Source organism: Afipia sp. GW821-FHT04G03 (genome assembly GCF_059419985.1).
The window spans coordinates 1,614,076-1,634,255 of sequence record NZ_JBWKSV010000001.1; the positions used below are offsets into that span (position 1 = coordinate 1,614,076).

Annotated in this window: 16 protein-coding genes; 5 read left to right on the plus strand and 11 right to left on the minus strand. The window is 63.6% G+C overall.

The genetic code is table 11. The features are described 5' to 3' along the window. The first annotated feature begins 40 nt into the window (after positions 1-40). Both AC07UB_RS07680 and AC07UB_RS07685 read left to right on the plus strand, forming a co-directional pair. Positions 41-1,642, plus strand: a complete 1,602-nt coding sequence (locus AC07UB_RS07680; protein ID WP_492792539.1) for a phytoene desaturase family protein — start codon at positions 41-43, stop codon at positions 1,640-1,642. A 160-nt stretch (positions 1,643-1,802) separates the two neighbouring features. Further along, on the plus strand, positions 1,803-2,747 hold the full coding sequence (locus AC07UB_RS07685; RefSeq protein WP_492792538.1) for a 50S ribosomal protein L11 methyltransferase: 945 nt from the start codon (positions 1,803-1,805) through the stop codon (positions 2,745-2,747). Positions 2,748-2,772: 25 nt separating this feature from the next. Here AC07UB_RS07685 and AC07UB_RS07690 read toward each other — a convergent pair whose 3' ends face one another. Further along, on the minus strand, positions 2,773-3,174 hold the full coding sequence (locus tag AC07UB_RS07690; protein ID WP_492792537.1) for a hypothetical protein: 402 nt from the start codon (positions 3,172-3,174) through the stop codon (positions 2,773-2,775). Between the two features lie 22 nt (positions 3,175-3,196). On the opposite strand from AC07UB_RS07690, the gene AC07UB_RS07695 reads away from it, so the two are divergent. Beyond that, positions 3,197-5,035, plus strand: coding sequence for an aminopeptidase P family protein (locus AC07UB_RS07695; RefSeq protein WP_492792536.1), 1,839 nt, complete (start codon positions 3,197-3,199; stop codon positions 5,033-5,035). 59 nt (positions 5,036-5,094) lie between these two features. Beyond that, positions 5,095-6,375 carry a multidrug effflux MFS transporter gene (locus AC07UB_RS07700; RefSeq protein ID WP_492792535.1) on the plus strand — a complete coding sequence of 427 codons (1,281 nt, stop codon included), beginning with the start codon at positions 5,095-5,097 and terminating at the stop codon, positions 6,373-6,375. Positions 6,376-6,468: 93 nt separating this feature from the next. Here AC07UB_RS07700 and ligA read toward each other — a convergent pair whose 3' ends face one another. From ligA to AC07UB_RS07740, 8 genes are all read right to left on the minus strand, one after another. Next, entirely contained in the window at positions 6,469-8,628 is a 2,160-nt protein-coding gene (ligA, locus tag AC07UB_RS07705) for an NAD-dependent DNA ligase LigA (protein WP_492792534.1), read from the minus strand. Positions 8,629-8,637: 9 nt separating this feature from the next. Continuing rightward, positions 8,638-10,311: a DNA repair protein RecN gene (gene recN, locus AC07UB_RS07710; protein WP_492792533.1), complete on the minus strand. Its 1,674-nt coding sequence runs from the start codon at positions 10,309-10,311 to the stop codon at positions 8,638-8,640. Between the two features lie 23 nt (positions 10,312-10,334). Further along, positions 10,335-11,147 carry an outer membrane protein assembly factor BamD gene (locus AC07UB_RS07715; RefSeq protein WP_492792804.1) on the minus strand — a complete coding sequence of 271 codons (813 nt, stop codon included), beginning with the start codon at positions 11,145-11,147 and terminating at the stop codon, positions 10,335-10,337. A 333-nt stretch (positions 11,148-11,480) separates the two neighbouring features. Next, a complete protein-coding gene (gene lpxC, locus AC07UB_RS07720; RefSeq protein ID WP_492792532.1) occupies positions 11,481-12,443 on the minus strand; it encodes a UDP-3-O-acyl-N-acetylglucosamine deacetylase in 963 nt (320 codons plus the stop codon). A gap of 375 nt (positions 12,444-12,818) precedes the next feature. Next, positions 12,819-14,585 (minus strand): cell division protein FtsZ, encoded by a 1,767-nt coding sequence (gene ftsZ / locus AC07UB_RS07725; protein ID WP_492792531.1) that lies wholly within the window; start codon positions 14,583-14,585, stop codon positions 12,819-12,821. Between the two features lie 87 nt (positions 14,586-14,672). Beyond that, positions 14,673-15,995, minus strand: a complete 1,323-nt coding sequence (gene ftsA / locus AC07UB_RS07730; protein WP_492792530.1) for a cell division protein FtsA — start codon at positions 15,993-15,995, stop codon at positions 14,673-14,675. Beyond that, entirely contained in the window at positions 15,992-16,975 is a 984-nt protein-coding gene (locus AC07UB_RS07735) for a cell division protein FtsQ/DivIB (RefSeq protein WP_492792529.1), read from the minus strand. The genes ftsA and AC07UB_RS07735 overlap by 4 nt, the downstream gene beginning before the upstream one ends. Next, positions 16,942-17,868, minus strand: coding sequence for a D-alanine--D-alanine ligase (locus AC07UB_RS07740; protein WP_492792528.1), 927 nt, complete (start codon positions 17,866-17,868; stop codon positions 16,942-16,944). Before AC07UB_RS07740 ends, AC07UB_RS07735 begins: the two co-directional genes overlap by 34 nt. 129 nt (positions 17,869-17,997) lie before the next feature. Between AC07UB_RS07740 and AC07UB_RS07745 the strand changes: the two genes are divergently transcribed. Beyond that, entirely contained in the window at positions 17,998-18,771 is a 774-nt protein-coding gene (locus AC07UB_RS07745; protein WP_492792527.1) for a bestrophin-like domain, read from the plus strand. Positions 18,772-18,775: 4 nt separating this feature from the next. Here the strand turns inward: AC07UB_RS07745 and murB are convergent, their stop codons facing one another. Together murB and AC07UB_RS07755 are read right to left on the minus strand one after the other, a co-directional pair. Continuing rightward, entirely contained in the window at positions 18,776-19,699 is a 924-nt protein-coding gene (gene murB, locus AC07UB_RS07750) for a UDP-N-acetylmuramate dehydrogenase (protein WP_492792526.1), read from the minus strand. Next, positions 19,696-20,175, minus strand: a complete 480-nt coding sequence (locus AC07UB_RS07755) for a DUF6653 family protein (RefSeq protein WP_492792525.1) — start codon at positions 20,173-20,175, stop codon at positions 19,696-19,698. The genes murB and AC07UB_RS07755 overlap by 4 nt, the downstream gene beginning before the upstream one ends. Positions 20,176-20,180: the final 5 nt, after the last annotated feature.

The following is a 20,180-nucleotide window of genomic DNA, read 5'->3' on the forward strand; positions in this document are numbered from 1 at the left end:
AACCCTCGCGCCTCGCGTGCCCTGCGATTATGACTGCCGCATGTCGGACTATGATGCACTCATCATTGGCGCGGGCCATAACGGCCTGACCTGCGCGGCCTATCTTGCGATGAAGGGCCTGCGCGTGAAAGTCGTTGACCGCCGCAAGACGGTCGGCGGCGCTGCGGTGACGGAAGAGTTTCATCCCGGCTTCCGCAATTCCGTCGCCGCCTACACGGTGAGCTTGCTCAACCCGAAAGTGATCGCAGATCTGCAACTGCACCGCCACGGGCTGCGGATTGTCGGCCGCCGCGCGCAGAATTTCCTGCCCGCGCCGAACGGCAGCTATCTTCTCACCGGCGAAGGCCGCACGCATCAGTCCGTCGCCAGACTCAGCGAACGCGATGCGGTCCGGATCGGCGATTTCAACCGTGAACTGGAAACCATCGCCGACGTGCTGCGGGCCTTCGTGCTGCGAGCGCCGCCGGACGTGGTCGAGGGCTTCGGCGTTCACGCCGTGCGGGAAGCATTCAACGCGCTAGGCACCGCCAACATCCTGCGCGGGCTGTCGCTGGAGAACCAGCGCATCCTGCTGGACCTGTTCACCCGCTCGGCCGGCGACATGCTCGAAGACCGCTTCGAGAGCGATCTGGTCAGGGCGCTGTACGGTTTCGACGCCATCGTCGGCAACTATGCCAGCCCCTACGCGGCCGGTTCCGCCTATGTGATGCTCCACCATGCCTTTGGCGAGGTGAACGGCCAGAAGGGGCTGTGGGGCCACGCCATCGGTGGCATGGGCGCGATCACGCAGGCTATGGCGGCGTCCGCCCGCGCCCACGGCGCGGAGATCGAGACCGATGCAGGCGTGCGCGAGGTGATCGTCGAGGGCGACCGAGCCGTCGGTGTCATCCTCGACAACGGCGCGACGGTGCGCGCGAAATACGTCGCCTCGAGCGTCAACCCGAAATTGCTCTATACGAGATTGATCCCGGCCGGCGCGCTACCGAAGCCATTCCTCGATCGCATCACGAACTGGCGCAACGGCTCCGGCACCTTCCGGATGAACGTCGCGCTGTCGGCGTTGCCCTCGTTCACGGCCCTGCCGGGCGGCGGCGACCATCTCACGGCGGGCATCATTCTCGCCCCGAATCTCGGCTACATGGACCGCGCCTGGCTCGACGCCCGTCAGCACGGCTGGAGCCGCGAACCCGTCATCGAGGTCCTGATCCCCTCGACTCTGGACGACTCGCTGGCGCCTCCAGGCCAGCACGTCGCCAGCCTGTTCTGCCAGCATGTCGCCCCGGAACTGCCGGACGGCCGGTCATGGGATGACCATCGCGACGAGGTCGCCGACCTGATGATCGCGACGGTCGACCGTTACGCACCGGGATTCGCCGCCAGTGTGGTCGGGCGGCAGGTGCTGTCGCCGCTTGATCTGGAGCGCCAGTTCGGGCTGCTCGGCGGCGACATTTTCCACGGCGCGCTGTCGCTCAACCAGCTGTTTTCGGCCCGGCCGATGCTCGGCCACGCCGGCTATCGCGGGCCGCTCAAGGGGCTCTACCACTGCGGGTCAGGAGCGCATCCCGGCGGCGGCGTAACCGGCGCGCCGGGGCACAATGCGGCGCAGATTATCCTCCGGGATCACCACGGAATTTTCACTTGAAGCGTTGTAAACGCCTGTTGAAATCCTGTGGATAACCCTGTGAATAACTTGTGGATTTTGGTCCCGTTGAAGCTTCACCGAGGTGTGGAAAACTATGGTTAACAGGCTGTGAAGAAGCCCGGTATGTTCCACTCGTAACCTGTGGACAGGCTGTGGGGAAATGGGCGATGCAGTCAGTGATTTCAGCCTCTTTTCAACCGCTCCGGACCCAGCCGTGAATTCACCATCCCCGCCCGCGACGCAGGCCACCTTCGCCATCGGCGATGAACATCTCGCCAGTCGCATTGTGGATATCATCACCGAGAGCTACCCGAGCCATGACCTGGCGATTGCCGCATTCGAGGGCCCGGGCGGCCGCTGGGACATCACCATGCATTTCGCGGAACCGCCGAACCGCGACATCATCCACGCGCTGGTGACGGACACCGCGGGCGAGGCCGCGGCCAAATCCATCGTCTTCAGCACCGTCGAGACCAAGGACTGGGTCAAGGCCAGCCTCGCCGACCTCGTGCCCGTCAACGCCGGCCGGTACATGGTCCACGGCAGCCATGACCGCGACCGCATCCCCGCGAACAAGGTCGGCATCGAGATCGAGGCAGCACTGGCGTTCGGCACCGGCCACCACGGCACAACGCGCGGCTGCCTCCTGCTGCTCGATCAGGTCCTGAACCGGCGCATCCCGAAGCGAGTGCTCGACCTCGGCACCGGCACCGGGGTCCTTGCCATTGCCGCCGCCCGGACACTGCGCCGGCGCGTGCTGGCCAGCGACATCGATCCGCAATCGGTGCTGGTAGCGCGCGAAAACGCCAGGTTCAACGGCGCGGGAAATCTGGTGGAGACGATCTGCGCCACGGGGTTTTCAGCGCCGCAGTTCGCGGCCCGGGGTCCGTTCGGGCTGGTGCTGGCGAACATCCTCGCCAACCCGCTGCGGCGGCTGGCGCCGCAACTGGCGGCGCACCTCGCCCCGAACGCGTTTGTCATTTTGTCGGGATTGCTGCCGCATCAGGCGAACAGCGTGATCGTGGCCTATCGCGGAGCGGGACTGAAACTGATCAAGCGAATCCAGATCGAAGGCTGGACCAGCCTCCTGATGCAGCGACGCTGATATCCCGAAAGTGGAAGGTAAATTCTTACTCGCCCCTTGTCCGGCGCGGCGTGAGATCGGCTTCGGTAAAGCCACCCTCGAATCTCGCCCGGCGCGCTTCGCGCTGCAGCCGGTTTTCCGTCAGGCGGTCGAGCATCTGGACGATGACGCCGCGCGTTTCCCTGATCGCGGTTGTCGGGACTGCCCCCGGAACCTGCGATGAAATCTTCTCAAACATAAAAGCTGGCATGTCCAAATCCCCTCTTCGTTGAGTTGAAAAACACACCCCTCGGAATCTCCTCCGGCAGAAACCGACAACAACTGCCGACGCAGAATCGTTCCCTGTCCCTTTTTTCTCCCGGCAGCCTTCGTTGGTTGCCGGGTTGGTTATATGTAAAGCATAAGCCATGCCACCATGGGCCCGCTGGCAGCCAATTGCCGCCGCCATCCCGGACTCCTAAGGTTGACCGATGTTCGAAGCCCAATTCCAGACATTCGAAGAGCCGGAAGGCGGCGTTGCGCTGACCGCGCGGCTGTCCGCATTTCGCGAGGAACTGCTGCGGCGGCAACTCACCGGATTCGTGATTCCCCGCGCCGACAGCCAGCAAAACGAATACGTGCCGCCCTCCGACGAACGGCTGGCGTGGCTTACCGGGTTCACCGGGTCGGCCGGACTGGCCATCGTTCTCAATGGGCAGGCGGCAGTGTTCGTGGACGGGCGCTACACCATCCAGGCGGCCAAACAGGTCGATACGGCCGCATGGGCTATCCAGCCGCTGGCGGACCCACCGCCGGAAACATGGCTGGCGGCGCAGCTTTCACCGGGCGACCGCCTCGGATTTGATCCCTGGCTGCACACTTCGGCGGCAGCGGAGCGCCTTGCCAAAGCCTGCGAGAAGGCCGGCGCGGAGCTGGTGGCCGTGGACAGCAATCCGGTCGATTCGATCTGGACCGACCGCCCGACCCCACCGCTCGGGCCGGTGAAAATCCACCCGGCGCAGTTTGCCGGAGAGGCCGAAAACGACAAGCTCGCGCGCATCCGCAAGGAGATCGCGAAGCTCAAGCTCGACGCGCTGGTGCTGTCGGATTCGCACGCAGTGGCATGGACCTTCAACATCCGCGGCGCGGATGTCGCGCACACGCCGCTGCCGCTGTCCTATGCGCTGGTGCCGAAAGAAGGCCGCGCCACCATTTTCATCGATCACCGCAAGCTCTCCAACAGTGTGCGCGATCACCTGGAAAAGAACGCGGACGTCCGGGAGCCCGATGCACTGACGCCCCGCCTTGCCGAACTGGCCCAGCAAAAGAGCGCGATCGGCCTCGACGCCGCGACCTCCGCCGACGCACTGAGCAGGCTGATCGCCGCCGAGGGCGGCAAGGCTGCGCGCGTGACCGACCCCGTCGCGCTGTTGAAGGCCGTGAAGAATGCCTCCGAAATCGCTGGCACCCGAGCCGCGCACAAGCGCGACGGCGCGGCGCTGACGCGGTTTCTGGCGTGGATCGACCGCGAGGCGCCGTCCGGCAAACTGACTGAAATCGATGCCGTGGAGGTATTGGAAACATTCCGCCGCGACACCGGCGCGCTGAAGGATGTGTCCTTCCCCACCATTTCCGGCACCGGCCCGAACGGCGCCATCGTGCATTATCGCGTGACGCGGAAATCCAACCGCCGCATCGCGCCCGGCGATCTCCTGCTGATCGATTCCGGTGCGCAGTATGAAGACGGAACCACCGACGTGACGCGCACGATTGCGATCGGCGAGCCGACGGACGAAATGCGCGACCGTTTCACGCGGGTGCTGCGCGGACACATCGCGATTTCGCGAGCGGTGTTTCCCGACGGCATCAGCGGCGCGCAGATCGACGCCTTCGCGCGGCAATTCCTCTGGCACGCCGGCATCGACTTCGATCACGGCACCGGCCACGGCGTCGGCAGCTATCTGTCGGTGCACGAAGGCCCGGCGCGGATTTCCAAGCTCGGCACCACGCCGTTGAAGCGCGGCATGATCCTGTCCAACGAGCCGGGCTACTACAAAACAGATGCCTTCGGCATCCGCATCGAAAATCTCGAACTGGTGGTCGAGAAGATCATCGAGGGCGCGGAAAAGCCGATGAACGGCTTCGAGACGCTGACCCTTGCCCCGATCGACCGGCGGTTGATCGACGCCGCACGCATCAGCAAGCAGGAACTGCGCTGGCTCAACGCCTATCACGCACGGGTGCGCGAGGAGATCCGACCGCTGGTGGAGGATGAAGCGACGAAGGTCTGGCTCGATGCGGCGACGGAGCCCATGACTCACGAAAGATGACTCACGAAAGATGAATCCGAAGGCAGCGATCTGAATACAACAAAAAGAATCCGGATAACGTGACCGACCAAAAAAGAGAGATCGCAGCCGCAAGGGTTGCAACTCCCACCTCGTGGAAACTGCTGCTGATGCTGGTGGCGATGAACGGCATCGCGCCGGTCTCGCTGTACATTCTGGTGCCGGCGCTGCCGATCCTGGCGAAGACACTGGCCAGTGACGTTTCCGCCGTGCAACTCAATGTCTCGCTGTTCATGGTCGGCCTCGCGATCTCGCAATTGCTGACTGGGCCGTTGTCGGACCGTTTCGGCCGCAGGCCCGTACTGCTCGCCGGTCTCGGGCTTGCGGTGATCGCCACGATCATCTGCATGTTCGCGCAGACGCTGCCGCAGCTGATTGCCGGACGTTTCCTGCAGGCACTCGGCGGAGCCACCGGCATGGTGATGAGCCGCGCCATCATTCGCGATCTCTATCCGCGCGAACGCATCGGCGGCATGATCAGCCTCGTCATCGCGGTGATGATGATCGCACAACTTCTCAGTCCGCTGATCGGAGGCCTGCTGGAAACCAGCTTCGGCTGGCGCGCGATCTTCTACTTCATGGCAGCGACATCGGTTGCGATTACCATCGGCATCGCGCTGGGCCTTCCGGAAACCCGCCCCCATCGAACCCAGACAAGCGACAGCGGGTTCTTCAAGGATGTCCGCGCGCTGTCATCGAGCCGCGTTTTCATCGGCTATTTGCTGTGCCAAATGCTGGCCTCGGCCATCATCTTCACCTTCGCAGGCGGTGGACCCTACATCGTCGTCGACCAGATGAGCCGCTCCACCGCAGAATACGGATTATGGTTCGCGACTTCAGGCTTCGCTTACCTGCTCGGCAATCTGGTGTCGGTGCGGCTGTCGCCGCGCTATGGCATCGACCGCATGATCTGGCTCGGGCTGGCGCTGCAGATCGCCGGCTCGATCATCAACGTGGTCTGGGGCGTCACGGGCCTCAATCAGGTTCCGTCATGGCTGTTCGGAACGCATATGATCGTGATGTTCGGTAATGCATTCGCAATGGCCAACGCATCGGCGGGAGCCATCAGCATTCGCCCGCAGGCTGCCGGCACTGCGGCAGGCGCGATGGGATTCCTGCAAATGGGCTTCGGTTCGCTGTGTTCGCAACTCGGCGCATTCCTCGGCGGCCAGTTCGCCACGCCGCTGCCGCTGAACATCGCGATCCTGGTGATTTCGGCCGCGTGCGCGGCCGTCATCGTGTTGCTGGTACCGCGCACCCGTAAAGCCGTCACGGCCGAACAAATCGTCAAGGCAGAAGGCGATGAGACGGGATTGATCTAGCGTTACGGTCGAGTCGTCATTGCGAGGAGCGCTTGCGACGAAGCAATCCAATCCCTCGACAAATCAAAATGGATTGCTTCGCTCGCAATGACGTTAGCGCCCGCCGACCAGCGCCAGCCATTCGTCTTCGGTGAGCACCTTGACGCCGAGCTTGTTGGCTTCGGCGAGCTTCGAGCCAGCGCCCGGCCCCGCCACCACATAATCGGTTTTCTTCGACACTGAACCTGAGGTCTTGGCGCCAAGCCGCTCGGCGGTGGCCTTCGCCTCTTCGCGGGTAAATTTCTCCAGCGACCCGGTGAACACCACGACCTTTCCCGCGATCGGTGTATCGGTTTTCACCTTTTCGGCCGGCTGCACGGTGATCTCGCCGAGCAGATCGTCCACCGCCTTGACGCTATGAGGCTCTTTGAAAAATTCGACGATGGCATTGGCCACCACAGCGCCAATGCCTTCGATGCCGTTCAGATCCTGATAGGCCTCGGGCTCCTCACCCTCGCCCGCTGCGATCATCGCCGCGCGGAAAGCCTCGACCGTGCCGTAGTGCCGGGCCAGGAGCTTCGCGTTTCCCTCGCCAACATGGCGGATGCCGAGCGCAAAAATAAACCGATGCAGCGCAATGGTACGCCGCGCATCGATCGCGGCAAAAAGATTGCGTATCGATGTTGCGCCAAAACCCTCGCGGTCGGCGAGTTTCTTTACCGCGCGCCCATCGCGCTTCTCAAGCGTGAAAATATCGACCGGCGACATGATCAGACCGTCGGTGAAAAACTCCTCGATCTGCTTGTCGCCAAGACCGTCGATGTCGAAGGCGTTGCGCGCGACGAAATGTTTTAGCCGCTCTTTCGCCTGGGCCGGACATGCCAGCGAGTTGGTGCAGCGGCGCACCGAATCCGGCCTCAGCGTTTTTGGATCTTCCTCCCGCACCGCGTGGCTGCCACAGGCCGGACAGACCGTGGGAAACTTGTAAGGCTTCGCCGTTTTCGGGCGCTTGTCGAGCACGACGCTGACGATCTGCGGGATCACGTCGCCCGCACGCTGGATCACCACGGTGTCCCCTATGCGAATGTCGATGCCGTCGCGGATCGGCTGGCCGTCATTGCCGACGCCCTTGATGTAATCCTCGTTGTGCAGCGTGGCGTTCTGCACCACCACGCCGCCGACCGTCACGGGTGCAAGTTTCGCCACCGGCGTCAGCGCGCCGGTGCGGCCTACCTGAATTTCGATGTCGTTGAGAACCGTGGTCGCCTGCTCGGCGGCGAACTTGTGCGCGATGGCCCAGCGCGGCGTGCGGGTGACAAAGCCGAGCCGGTCCTGCCAGTCGAGCCGGTCCACCTTGTAGACCACGCCATCGATGTCATAGCCGAGTGACGCGCGCTTGGTTTCAATCTTGCGATAGAACTTCAACAGTCCGTCGACATCCTTGCACAGCGTAATCAGCGGATTGGTGACAAAGCCCACGTTCTCGATCCACTCGATCATCTCGTGCTGGGTCTTGGCCGGCATCGCGCTCATCTCGCCCCAGGCATAGGCGAAGAACTTCAGCGGACGTGACGCCGTGATCGACGGATCCTTCTGGCGCAGCGAACCTGCGGCGGAATTGCGCGGATTGGCGAACACGGTGTCTTCGGCGGCAGCCTGCCGCTTGTTGAGCGCGAGGAAATCCTTCTTGAGCATGTAGACTTCGCCGCGGATTTCGCAGACGGCTGGAATGTTGCGGCCCTTCAGCTTGTGCGGGATGTCGGACATGGTCCGCACGTTGGCGGTTACGTCCTCGCCGGTGAAGCCATCGCCGCGCGTCGCGCCGCGCACCAGTTCGCCGTCCTCATAACGCAGCGACAGCGACAGGCCATCGATCTTCGGCTCGGCCACGATAGCCGGAATGTCGTCCTCGCCGAGTTTCAGGAAACGCCGCACGCGGTCGACGAAATCGGTGACGTCTTCGTCGCTGAAAGCGTTGCCGAGCGACAGCATCGCCACTGTGTGCGGCACCTTGGCGAAGCGGCTCGACGGCGCAGCGCCGACTTTCTTCGACGGGGAATCCTGTGTGACCAGCCCCGGAAACCGCGCCTCGATGGCGTCGCTGCGCTGACGCAAGGCGTCGTAGTCCGCGTCCGAAATTTTCGGCGCGTCGTGCTGGTAATAGTGTTCGTTGTGACGTTCGATCTCAAGCGCAAGCCGCACCAGTTCGACCTTGGCCTGCGTCTCGGTGAGCTTGTCGACGGCGATGGGGGCTTTCTTCGGTTTCGCAGCCATGACGTCAACTCACGCCGTCGCGGCTTTGAGCAGGCGTTCCGCCGCCGCCCGCGCCTCTGCGGTGATTTCCGCGCCCGCCAGCATCCGCGCGATTTCCTCGCGGCGATGATCCTTCGCCAACATCGCCACGCGTGTTGCGACACGCTTGCCCTTGTCGAGCGCATCCTTGGAAATGAGCAAGTGCTGGTCCGCGCGCGCCGCCACCTGCGGCGCATGCGTCACGGCCATGACCTGAACCTTCTCGGCCAGCCGCGCCAGCCGCGCGCCGATGGCGTCCGCGACGGCGCCGCCTACGCCGGTATCGATTTCGTCGAACACCAAAGTCGGTGCCGAACCTCGATCCGACAGCACGACCTTCAGCGCCAGCAGGAACCGCGAGAGTTCGCCGCCAGACGCAACCTTCATCAGCGGGCCGGGCTTGGTGCCCGGGTTGGTCTGCACCCAGAATTCGACGCGGTCGAAGCCCTGCGGCCCCGGCGATGCCGGGTCGGATTCAACCTGCGTGGAAAACTTCGCGCGCTCCAGTTTCAGCGGCGCGAGTTCGGCGTTGACCGCCTTGTTGAGTTTCTCCGAGGCCTTGATGCGCGCGGCGGACAATTTCTGCGCGGCAGCATCATAAGCCTTTTCGGCGGCGACCGCCGCCTTCTCCAGCACTTTCAACTGATCCGCGCCGGCGTCGATCAAGGCGACGTCCGACGCATAGCGCTGCGCCAGCGCCGCCAGCCCGTCGACCGGCGTCGAGTACTTCCGCGCCGCTGCGCGCAGCGCGAACAACCGTTCTTCGATGCGCTCGAGTTCGAGCGGATCGAAGTCGGCAGCGATCAGCGCCGCATTGAGATGCTGGTCGGCCTCTTCCAGCGCGTTGATCGCGGCGTCCATCGCCTTCACCGCAGGCTCGATCAGCGCAGGCGCAGTACCTGCGCGGCGTTCCAGCCGGCGCACAGCGGCGGCCAGCGACGACACCGGCGATTGCGGGCCACCGACCGCCGCCTGCGCATCGCGCAGATCCTCGGCGATCTTCTCGCCCTGCATCATGATGGTGCGCCGTTCCGCGAGCGACGTCTCCTCGCCGTCCTGCGGATTGAGTTTCTTCAACTCGTCGGATGCATGGCGTAGATAATCCGCCTCGCGCGCCGCGCGTTCCATGCCCGCGCGATGCGCCTCCAGCGCCGTGCGCGCGGTGCGTCGCGCATCCCACAATATCTCGACCGCACCGACATCCTTTTCGAGCGCGGCAAAGGCATCGAGCAGCCGCCGATGCGTGGCGGTGTCGACCAGCGCGCGCTCGTCGTGCTGGCCGTGGATTTCCACCAGCGTCGCGCCGACCGCCTTGAGGGTCTGCACGCTGATCGCCTGATCGTTGAGGAAGGCGCGGGTGCGTCCGTCGGCAAACTGCACGCGGCGCAGGATCATCTCGCCGGTATCGTCGAGCCCGTTGTCGCGAAGGATCGCGCTCGCCGGATGTTTTTTGGAAACCTCGAACGCGGCCGTGACCTGTCCCTGCTCCGCGCCGTGGCGCACGAGGCTGGCGTCGCCGCGTCCGCCGAGCGCAAGCGCGAATGCGTCCAGCAGAATGGATTTGCCCGCGCCGGTTTCTCCGGTGAGGACAGCAAGGCCTTTGAGGAAATCGATGTCGAGCCGCTCGATCAGGACGATGTCACGGATCGAAAGCCGGGCCAGCATGCGGAGTGGGTCCTGACGCGAGTTTAGCCGAGGCCGACCTTCTTGAATGCCCGGCTAATCCAGGAACTCTTGTTTTCGGCCGGTTCGGTACCACCCGACTTTACAAGATTGTACGCGTCTTTGTACCAGCGGCTGTCAGGAAAGTTGTGGCCAAGAACGGCTGCGGCGGTCTCGGCCTCCGGAACGATGCCGATCGACATATAGGCCTCGGTGAGACGCGCCAGCGCCTCTTCGACGTGCCGCGTGGTCTGGTACTGCGTCACCACGACCTTGAAGCGGTTAATCGCGGCGGTGTAGTCCTTCTTGTCCATATAGTAGCGGCCGACCGTCATTTCCTTGCCGGCGAGTTGGTCGCGCGCGGCCTCGATCTTCTTCTTGGCGCTGGTTGCGTATTCCGAGGTCGGATACTTGCGGACCACTTCCTCAAGCGCGGCGATGGCCTTTTCGGTGCGGGCCTGGTCGCGGGAGACGTCAGGGATCTGGTCGAAGTTGGAAGCCGCGATCAGATACTGCGCATAGGCGGCATCCGGGCTGCCGGGATGCAGCGCGACGTAACGGTTGGCCGACGAGATCGATTCGTCGTAGTCGCCGTTCTCGTAAGCCGCGTAAGCCGACATCAGCAGCGACTTGCGCGCCCATTCCGAATACGGGTGCTGGCGATCGACTTCCTCGAACTTCTTGTTGGCGGCCTTGCGGTCGCCCTTCTTGTTCATCAGGTAGAGGCCTTCGTTGTAGAGCTTTTCAGCAGGCTCATCGACGAAGGTTTCTTCCTTGGTCATGAACTTGTCCCACAGCGCGCCGCCGCCGCAGCCGCTCAGCGGCACGGTCAGGACCATCAGTCCGAACACAAGGTACGCATGACGGACAAGGCCGGTCGTGCGGGACGGACGGGTCTGTTTGCGCAATGCGAGCGTCATACGTTTGGGCCGACCTGAATGTAAATCCGACGCGAGAGACCGAACCGATCACGGGTGTTGGCGTGCTGGAAAGCCCGATGCCGTGCGTCCGGCGCAAGCAGTCCCCGAAGCCCGTCCAGCCATGCCTGTTCAGCAAAGCCTATTTAGCTGAAAAACAGTTCCTGACCAACCGGATAGGAAGACATTTCGCCGGGATTAAGGCGGATTGCCGCTCCTGAACAGTGACTTGGTTAAACAGGGAAACTGAGGCGTTCAGGACACGTCCGGCGCGTAGGCCGCGGCAACCATGCCCCCGGCCACATCGGCGTGGCCGCGCGAACGGCGGGCCACGACGGGACGTTCGAGCACCGGCGGGGTGGCTTCCACGATCCGCCAGGCATGGCGGTCGGCCATCAGGGCGGTCAGCACGGCATGGTTGAGCCTGTGACCGCCGCGCACCGAACGGTACAGGCCGATCAGCGGCAGACCGGCCAGCGCCAGGTCGCCCACCACGTCGAGAACCTTGTGACGGACGCATTCGTCCGCATAACGAAGGCCTTCGGTGTTCAGAACGCGGGTGTCGTCGAACACCACGGAATTCTCGAGCGACGCGCCGAGGGCGTAACCCGCGCTCCAGAGCTTGTTGACGTCGCCCATGCAGCCGAAGGTGCGGGCACGGCAAATGTCGCGGCGGAAGCTGTTGGCATCGAGGTCGAAGGCATAGGCCTGACGCCCGATCGGGGAATTGGTGAATTCGATTTCGAGTTCGGCGCGGAAACCATCGGCGTAAGGCCGGATTTCACCGAACGATTCGCCTTGCACGACCTGCACCGGCTTCAACACTTCGATGAAGCGGCGCGCGGCGTTCTGCTTGACGATACCGGCCTGATCAATGGCCTCGACGAAAGGAGCAGCGCTGCCGTCCATGATCGGCACTTCAGGGCCATCGACTTCGATGGTGGCGTTGTCGACGCCCATGCCGCGCAGCGCGGCCAGAACATGTTCGGCGGTGGAAACGAGCGGACCCTGATGGTCACCCAGCACGGTCGCAAGCTCGGTCGCGATGACGGAGGACACCGTGGCCTTAATTTCGCGATCGGCGCCGGTGCGGATGAAAACGAAACCCGCATTGATGCTGGCGGGCCCGAGCGTGAGGCTGACCTGAGTACCAGAATGAACGCCGATGCCTGTCACGGTGACTGGCGACCGGAGCGTTGTCTGCCGACTCGATTTCATTCCAGTGCCCAAAGTTTACTATCCAAGTCGCGCTATAACCAAGCTGGCTATATTCGAGCCGGTTTCGCCTGTTAGACGGCGGTGCGACCTAGGATTGTCCCCCAACGTGAACGGACCTTAATCCCTCCGCTGGAGAGCGCCACTCACGCTTGTTTACAGATTGTTACCCCAAACTCGCCGCATTCGTGCCGCCGGTCCGGCCTATTTCCCCGCAATCCGAGGGCTTAGAAACCCTCGCGGCACCCGGACAATGGGTCTAATTTTACCAGCAAAAACAAATATTTAGTTTACGCGCCCTGACGCAGGTGCCTCCAAAAGCAAAATGCCCCGGCTTTGAAGCCGGGGCATTGCCGTTTGCACGGACTGTAACAAACGTCAGGTGGCCTGACGCCGCAAGAAAGCGGGGATATCCAGATGGTCCTCGGCACCGCCCTGCGGGGCGACCGGGGCCGGACGGCCGTGCGAATCGAGTCCCTGCGGAGCCGGACGGCGGCCATACTCAGATACCGGATCGCCTGCTCCGCCGTACTGCGCCGGAACCGGACGCTGCGGCTTGCGCTCGGGAAGCGGCGGCATCGGCGACATCGCGGGGCCGGACGCGCGGGCCGCGATTGGCGGCTCGCTGTCCTCGTCGCGGCGGCCAAGGCCGACATTGGCGAGACGCTGGAGCAGCGATGTGCGCTTTTGCTGCGGATGCTCCTCGGTGGTTTCACCGCGGGCGTGGCGGATCTGGTTCTGCGCCGGTACCGGCAATTCATCGAACTGCGGCATGCGAGGCGTGCGAACCGGCATCCGCTCCGCAGGCTGCGGAATGAAGGATGACGGCGGCGCGGTTTCCTGCAGGTTCATCGGCTCTTCGTGATCCGGGAACAGCGAGGGCTTCGGCGGGATCGGACGCACGCTGACGTCGCCATACGCGGCAGGCTGCATCGGCGCCTGAGCCGGACGCTCGGTCGGCGAGACAGCTTCGGCGATCGCGGCCAGCGCGGCGCGGTCGATCTGGTCGGCGGTGGCGCGGGCGGGCGCCGGAGCAGACGCCGGTGCGGCCTTCTGCTGCTGCGCGCGCTCCGCCATGCGCTGATTGTCGGCGCGCAAACGCGCCGTCAATTCGGCAAGGCGGCTTTCCGGTCCGGCGGAAGTGATCGCCTGAACGGGAGGCGTGGCGCGGCTTGCCACGACGGTATCGATCCCGGTTGCGACCACCGACACGCGGATGATGCCGTCGAGGGTTTCGTCGAAGGTCGCGCCGACGATGATGTTGGCGTCATTGTCGACTTCCTCGCGGATACGGGTCGCGGCTTCGTCGACTTCAAACAGGGTGAGGTCCTTGCCGCCGGTGATCGAGATCAGGAGACCCCGCGCGCCGCGCATCGAGCTGTCGTCGATCAGCGGGTTGGCGATCGCGGCTTCGGCCGCGGTCAGCGCACGCTTCTCGCCGGTGGCCTCGCCGGTGCCCATCATCGCCTTGCCCATTTCGCGCATCACGGCGCGGACGTCGGCGAAGTCGAGGTTGATAAGGCCTTCCTTGACCATCAGGTCGGTAATGCAGGCGACGCCCGAGTAGAGCACCTGGTCGGCCATCGCGAAGGCGTCGGCAAACGTCGTCTTCTCGTTGGCGACGCGGAACAGGTTCTGGTTCGGAATGATCAGCAGCGTATCGACCACCTTCTGGAGCTCGGCGATGCCGGTCTCGGCCGTGCGCATCCGGCGCTGGCCTTCGAAGTGGAACGGCTTGGTCACGACGCCAACGGTGAGAATGCCCATCTCGCGCGCGGTCGCGGCGATGACGGGAGCAGCGCCTGTGCCGGTGCCGCCGCCCATGCCGGCGGTGACGAACACCATGTTCGCGCCGGTGAGGTGATCCTTGATTTCGTCGATCACTTCCTGGGCGGCTGCGGCGCCGACGTCCGGCTGCGAACCCGCGCCGAGACCCTGGGTCACCTGGGTGCCCATCTGCACGATGCGTTCGGCCTTCGACATGGTGAGGGCCTGCGCGTCGGTGTTGGCGACGACGAAGTCGACGCCCTGCAATCCGGCGGAGATCATGTTGTTGACGGCGTTGCCGCCCGCGCCGCCGACACCGAACACGGTGATGCGGGGCCTCAGCTCGCGAACATCAGGGGGGGTGAGATTGATGGTCATGGTTGCCTCTCGATTATGCGCGCGCGTGGGGGCTTGGGCTGCACGCCAAAGCGGTTGATGGAATGGTCCGATCCGGTGTTGAGATCATCAGAAGCCCTCTCGAAGCCATCGTCCGACCTTTCCGAAATAGCCGTTGGTCCCTGTCATGAGCTGCCGCGTATGCCGCGGTTCAACGTGTTCAAGATGTGCGAATTGCGGATAGACCAGCAGGCCCGTCGGCACCGCGAACGATGCGCTCTTGGCTTCATGGGGCAGACGTCCGAAACCGAGCGGGCGGCCGATGCGTACCTCGCGGCCCAGGATGCGGCCAGCCAGATCTGGAATGCCGGTGAGCTGCGAGGCCCCGCCGGTCAAGACAACTCGCGCCCGCGGCTCTGCCGCAAAGGGGGAATCCGCGAGCCGGTCCCTGACCATTTCAAAAATCTCCTCGACCCGCGGCTTCACGATGTTCGCAATCGTCGCGCGGGAAACAATCTGCGGCTCGTCCCGGTCGTCACCGCCCGCCACAGGCACACTCATGACGTCGCGCGCGTCGGATCCGCCGGTCAGCACGGTGCCATATAACGTCTTGATTCGCTCGGCATCCGCAATGCAGGCACCTAAGCCGCGCGCCAAATCCACCGTGACGTGTTGCCCGCCGAGCGCAAATCCGCTGGCGTGGACGCACTGGCCATTCGAATAGGTTGCTATCGTTGTCGTGCCAGCACCCATCTCGACGACGGCAGCGCCGAGATCGGCTTCGTCGTCGGTCAGCACCGACAATCCGGCGGCATAAGGCGCGCAGGCCATCGCCTCGACGTTGAGATGGCAGCGCTCGACCACCAGCATCAGGTTCTTTGCTGCGGTTGCGTCGGCCGTGATGACATTCATGTCGATACCGACATGCCGGGCGACCATGCCGCTCGGGTCGCGGACACCCTTCACGCCATCCAGCGAGAAGCCGACCGGCAGGACATGGAGCACAGTGCGGCCCTGCGGCGTCGCATGATGCATTCCGGCGCTGATGACGCGGCTCATGTCGGCAGGCGTGACGCCGCCGCCGCGCAATTCCGAGGAGGCCTCGACGAGATCGCCCTGCAGGCGGCCGGCCGAAACCGACAGCAGCACCGATTCGACGCGGACCTTGGCCATGCGCTCCGCCAGCGCCACTGCGTGACGCACGGCCTGTTCGCATTCGTTGAGGTCTACGACCGCGCCGGCCTTGACGCCGCGCGACTGGATATGGCTGAGGCCGATCAGTTCGACCGAATGGGTGCGGCCGCGCAGCGCATCGCTCGGCGGGCACGGCTTCAGCCGCGCGATCAGGCACGCGATCTTGCTGGTGCCGATGTCGAGCGCGGCCACCAGCGCCGTCTTGTTCGGCGGCATCTGACGGGTCTTTGGGGTCTGAACGCCATCAAGACTGGTCATGCGGCACCAGCCTTCTTGGGTTTCTTGTCCTTGAGCAGGTCGTCGCGCGCCTTCGCCGCGGCTTCCGACAGCCGCACGGTCAGACGATCCGGCAGGCGCATGTCGATGGCGGTGATGTCCCGCGAAAACAGCCCGTTTTCCTTGTCCATCTTGCTGAGCGTCGCCAGCGCCTTCTCGACCTCGAATTCCGGAAGCCGGACGTCGATGCCGTCGGCCAGCCGCAAATTCCAGCGCCGCTCACCGACGAACACGATCGCCTTCACGGCGGTGCGCACCTGCGGATATTGCGCCAGCAGATCGAGAAAATCCTTGGCGCGGGTTTCCGCGCCCTTGCCCACCACCAGTGGCAGCGACACGAAACGCCGCGCCACATATGGCTCAAGCACTGTGCCGTCCGACGAGATCACGGAGACACGGCCGTTCTCCTGCCACAGCGCGAACGGCTTGCGTTCGGTGATGTCGATCTGCAACCGGCCCGGATAAAGCTTCTGCACGGTGGCATCGGCAATCCACGGATCGGCTTTCAACTTGTCGCGCGCTGTCGCCGCATCGAGAAACAGCAGCGACGAGCGGCCGTTAACGCCGCCGACGGCAAGAACCTCATCCTGCGTCAGCTGCTTGCGGCCGGAGATCGCGACGCTGGTGATACGGAACCCGACCGAATTGGCGGCGGCATTGCGGGTATCGCTCAGCGCATTGAGAACGTCGTCGGTGTGACCGCCCTTGACGATGCCAAGCACCGCCGCGCCGATCAGGATCACCACGGTTGCGGCAAGCCCGGCGAAGCGCGGCAGCCGGCGTTCGATCGTGGCGATCCAGGGATGGGACGCAAAACGACTTGTATCTTTGAATGCGGGACGGCGCGCAGAGGCGTTCGCGCGGCCGCGCGAACGCGGCGCTGCGGAGGCGGCTCTTGTCTTGGGATTAGATTGGGGCCTCTGCGATCCTAACGATCGAGCGAGGCGTCCTCCACCATCCATTGCACCAACTCGTCAAATGTTACGCCTGCGTGGACCGCAAGCTCTGGAACAAGTGACGTCTCGGTCATGCCGGGTTGGGTGTTCACCTCGAGGCAGGACAATCCCCCAAGTCCCTCGATGCGGTCGTCGTAGCGGAAATCCGCACGGCTAACGCCCCGGCAGCCAAGCGCCACATGCGCCGCCAGCGTTAACCTTCGGACTTCCTGGTAAACAAAAGGTAAAATAGGAGCAGGCAGGATGTGTTTTGATGCGCCCGGTGAGTACTTTGCCTCGTAATCGTAAAATTTGATCAATGGAACGATCTCTATCACCCCGGTCGCCTCGCCCTGGATGACCGCGCAGGTCAGTTCCTTGCCGGCGATGTACTTTTCAACCAGCAGTTGCTCCCCGTGGGGCCAGTCCTCGCGGAAAAGCTCCTGCGGCGGGTGGGCATGGGCCTCGGTGACGATGAAAACCCCGACGCTGGAGCCGTCCGCGATCGGCTTGATGACATAAGGCGGCGCCATGACGTGGCCCTTGGCGATTTCCGCCCGGCTCAGCGTCAAACCTTCCGGCACGGGCACGCCGGCCGTCGCCAGCACGGTCTTGGCGAGATCCTTCTGCATCGCCAGCGATGAGGAGAGAACGCCGGAATGGGAATAGGGAATTCCCAGCGTCTCGAGCACGCCCTGAATGGTGCCGTCCTCACCAGGCTTGCCGTGCAGCATCACCAGTGCTGCGTCAGGCTTCAGCATGTCGAGCACGGTTGCGATATCGCGCTTCACGTCGATGCGCGTGACCCGATAGCCGCGGCGCTCCAGCGCATCGGCGCAGGCCTTGCCAGACCGCAGCGAGACCTCCCGCTCCGACGACCATCCGCCCATCAATACCGCAACGTGTTTTGATCCGCTCATGACTCTCCCTCTATCGCCTAACTACGCTGATTTGCGCCCATGACCAAGCCGCTGCGAGTCGGGTAGTGTCCCGAGAGAATCAGCACGCAAAGCCAAGCTCAAAGACGACCCTCACAAGAAAGGTTTTTCATGATCCGGGCCTGGCTCGACCTGTCCCCCGTCGGCATCTTCGCCGTGCTCATCGTTCTGTATTTCGGCATGACGCTATTGCTTGCCGTGGTCACCTTCTGCCGTCCGTTTGCGCCACCGGTTCAATCCTTGACCGGAGTGGTTGCGCCGTTCTTCAGCGGAATCGCCATCCTGTTCGCGCTGCTGACGGGTTTCCTCGCCAACGACGTCGCCGAGCGTGGCCGGCAAGCCTATCGCGTGGTCCACACCGAAGCCGGCGAGTTGCGCAACATCCACACGCTCAGCGTCGCCTCGGCATCGGACATGCGCACCATCCGCGCCGCGCTGAAGACGTATGTGACCTCGGTGGTCGCCGACGAATGGCCTGCGATGGATTTGTCGCGGCTGTCGCCGCGTACCGAGACGGCCTATGACGATCTGCTGCGCGAGGTGAGTGTGCCGTCGATTGCGAAGGATTCCGGTCAGGCCGTGCATTCCGCGCTGCTCACGGCGACATTGCGCGTCGGCACTGCGCGTAACGACCGTCTCGCGCTGTCGTCGGATCACACCAACGATCTGAAATGGCTGGTGGTGATCGCGCTCGGCGTGCTTACGCAAGTGGGAATCGCTCTCGTCCATCTGGAGAGGCCCCGCGCGTTCATCGCTTCACTGGCGGTGTTCGCAAGCGCCGCCGTCGTCGCGCTCGGCCTCATTGCGCTTCAGGAATATCCGTTCGACGGCGCGTTCAGGATTTCGCCTGCGCCGATTCAGGCGCTGCAATCGCTGAGCGATTGAGCGCTCAGGAGCGCTCGATCCCGATCCGCTTGATTTCCCACTGCAACTCGATGCCGGACTGTTCCTTCACGCGCGCGCGCACGGTTTCGCCCAGCGTCTCGATGTCGTGACCGGTGGCGTCGCCGGTGTTGATCAGAAAATTGCAGTGCATCTCCGACACCTGCGCGCCGCCAACGCGGAAGCCCCGCATTCCGGCAGCATCCACGAGTTTCCACGCGCTGTGCCCCGGCGGATTCTTGAATGTCGACCCGCCAGTCTTCTCGCGGATCGGCTGCGCCGTCTCGCGATGATTCTGTACATCATTCATGCGTGCGCGGATCGTTTCCGGATCGGTGATCTGCCCGCGATAAAGCGCGGACGTGAAGATCACCGACGTGTCCACGCCGCAATTGCGATAGACGAATTTCATATCGGCGTTGGAGAATGTAACCTTCTCACCCGCGCGTGTGACGCCCCTCGCCTCCACCAGCACGTCTTTGGTCTCACCGCCATTCGCGCCAGCGTTCATGCGCAGCGCGCCGCCGATTGAACCCGGAATCCCGAAATAGAATTCCAGGCCCCCGATGTTGGCGGCGGCGGCGGCTTCCGCGACACGCTTGTCGAGCGCCGCCGTTCCCGCGCGAATCGTATCGCCGTCAGCCTTGATTTCACCGAAGCCGCGCGGTGACAGACGAATGACGACGCCGCTGACGCCACCGTCACGCACGATCAGGTTCGATCCGACGCCGACCGTGTAAACGGGAATATCGCCCGGCAGCTTCGACAGGAAGTACGCGAGGTCGTCTTCATCCGCAGGCGTGAACAGGATCTGCGCCGGTCCGCCGACGCGAAACCAAGTCAGCGGCGCCAACGATTCATTTGCGAGCAACCGCCCGCGCAGATCCGGCATCGCGGATTTGAGATCGGAACTGATATCAGCAAACATCAATACAACCACTTCCGGTATTCGTCGTTGTCGCGGCTGCGTTCGCTGAACAACCAGACCATCCGGTCATTGCTCCAGGATTTTCCAACCAGCACATTGGTTGTGCTGACGACGGTCAGCACAACATCCGAGGCGACGATGCCCCAGACCAGCGCGGCAAGGTTAACCAGCGAAGCCGCCATCAGCGCATAAAACACCCTTGGATGCTGATCGGGCAAGAACCGCCGCCCTTCCTTCAGCCAGACGCGCTCGCCCAGCACAGCCTTCGACGCCCAGTTGTCGGTCGACCTCGGCGGAGCGAACAGTTTTGGATTGATGATGAGAAAAACGATCGTCGCCGCGACGGGAACAAGCGCCCACCAGCCGATGCTGTGGTAGCTCCAGATTGCCGCCACTAAAACCGGAAATGCCGCATAGCGCGTCCACACGCTCCACGGATTGGAATGGCGCAACCATGTTGCTTCGCTGAGAATAGCCATCGGCA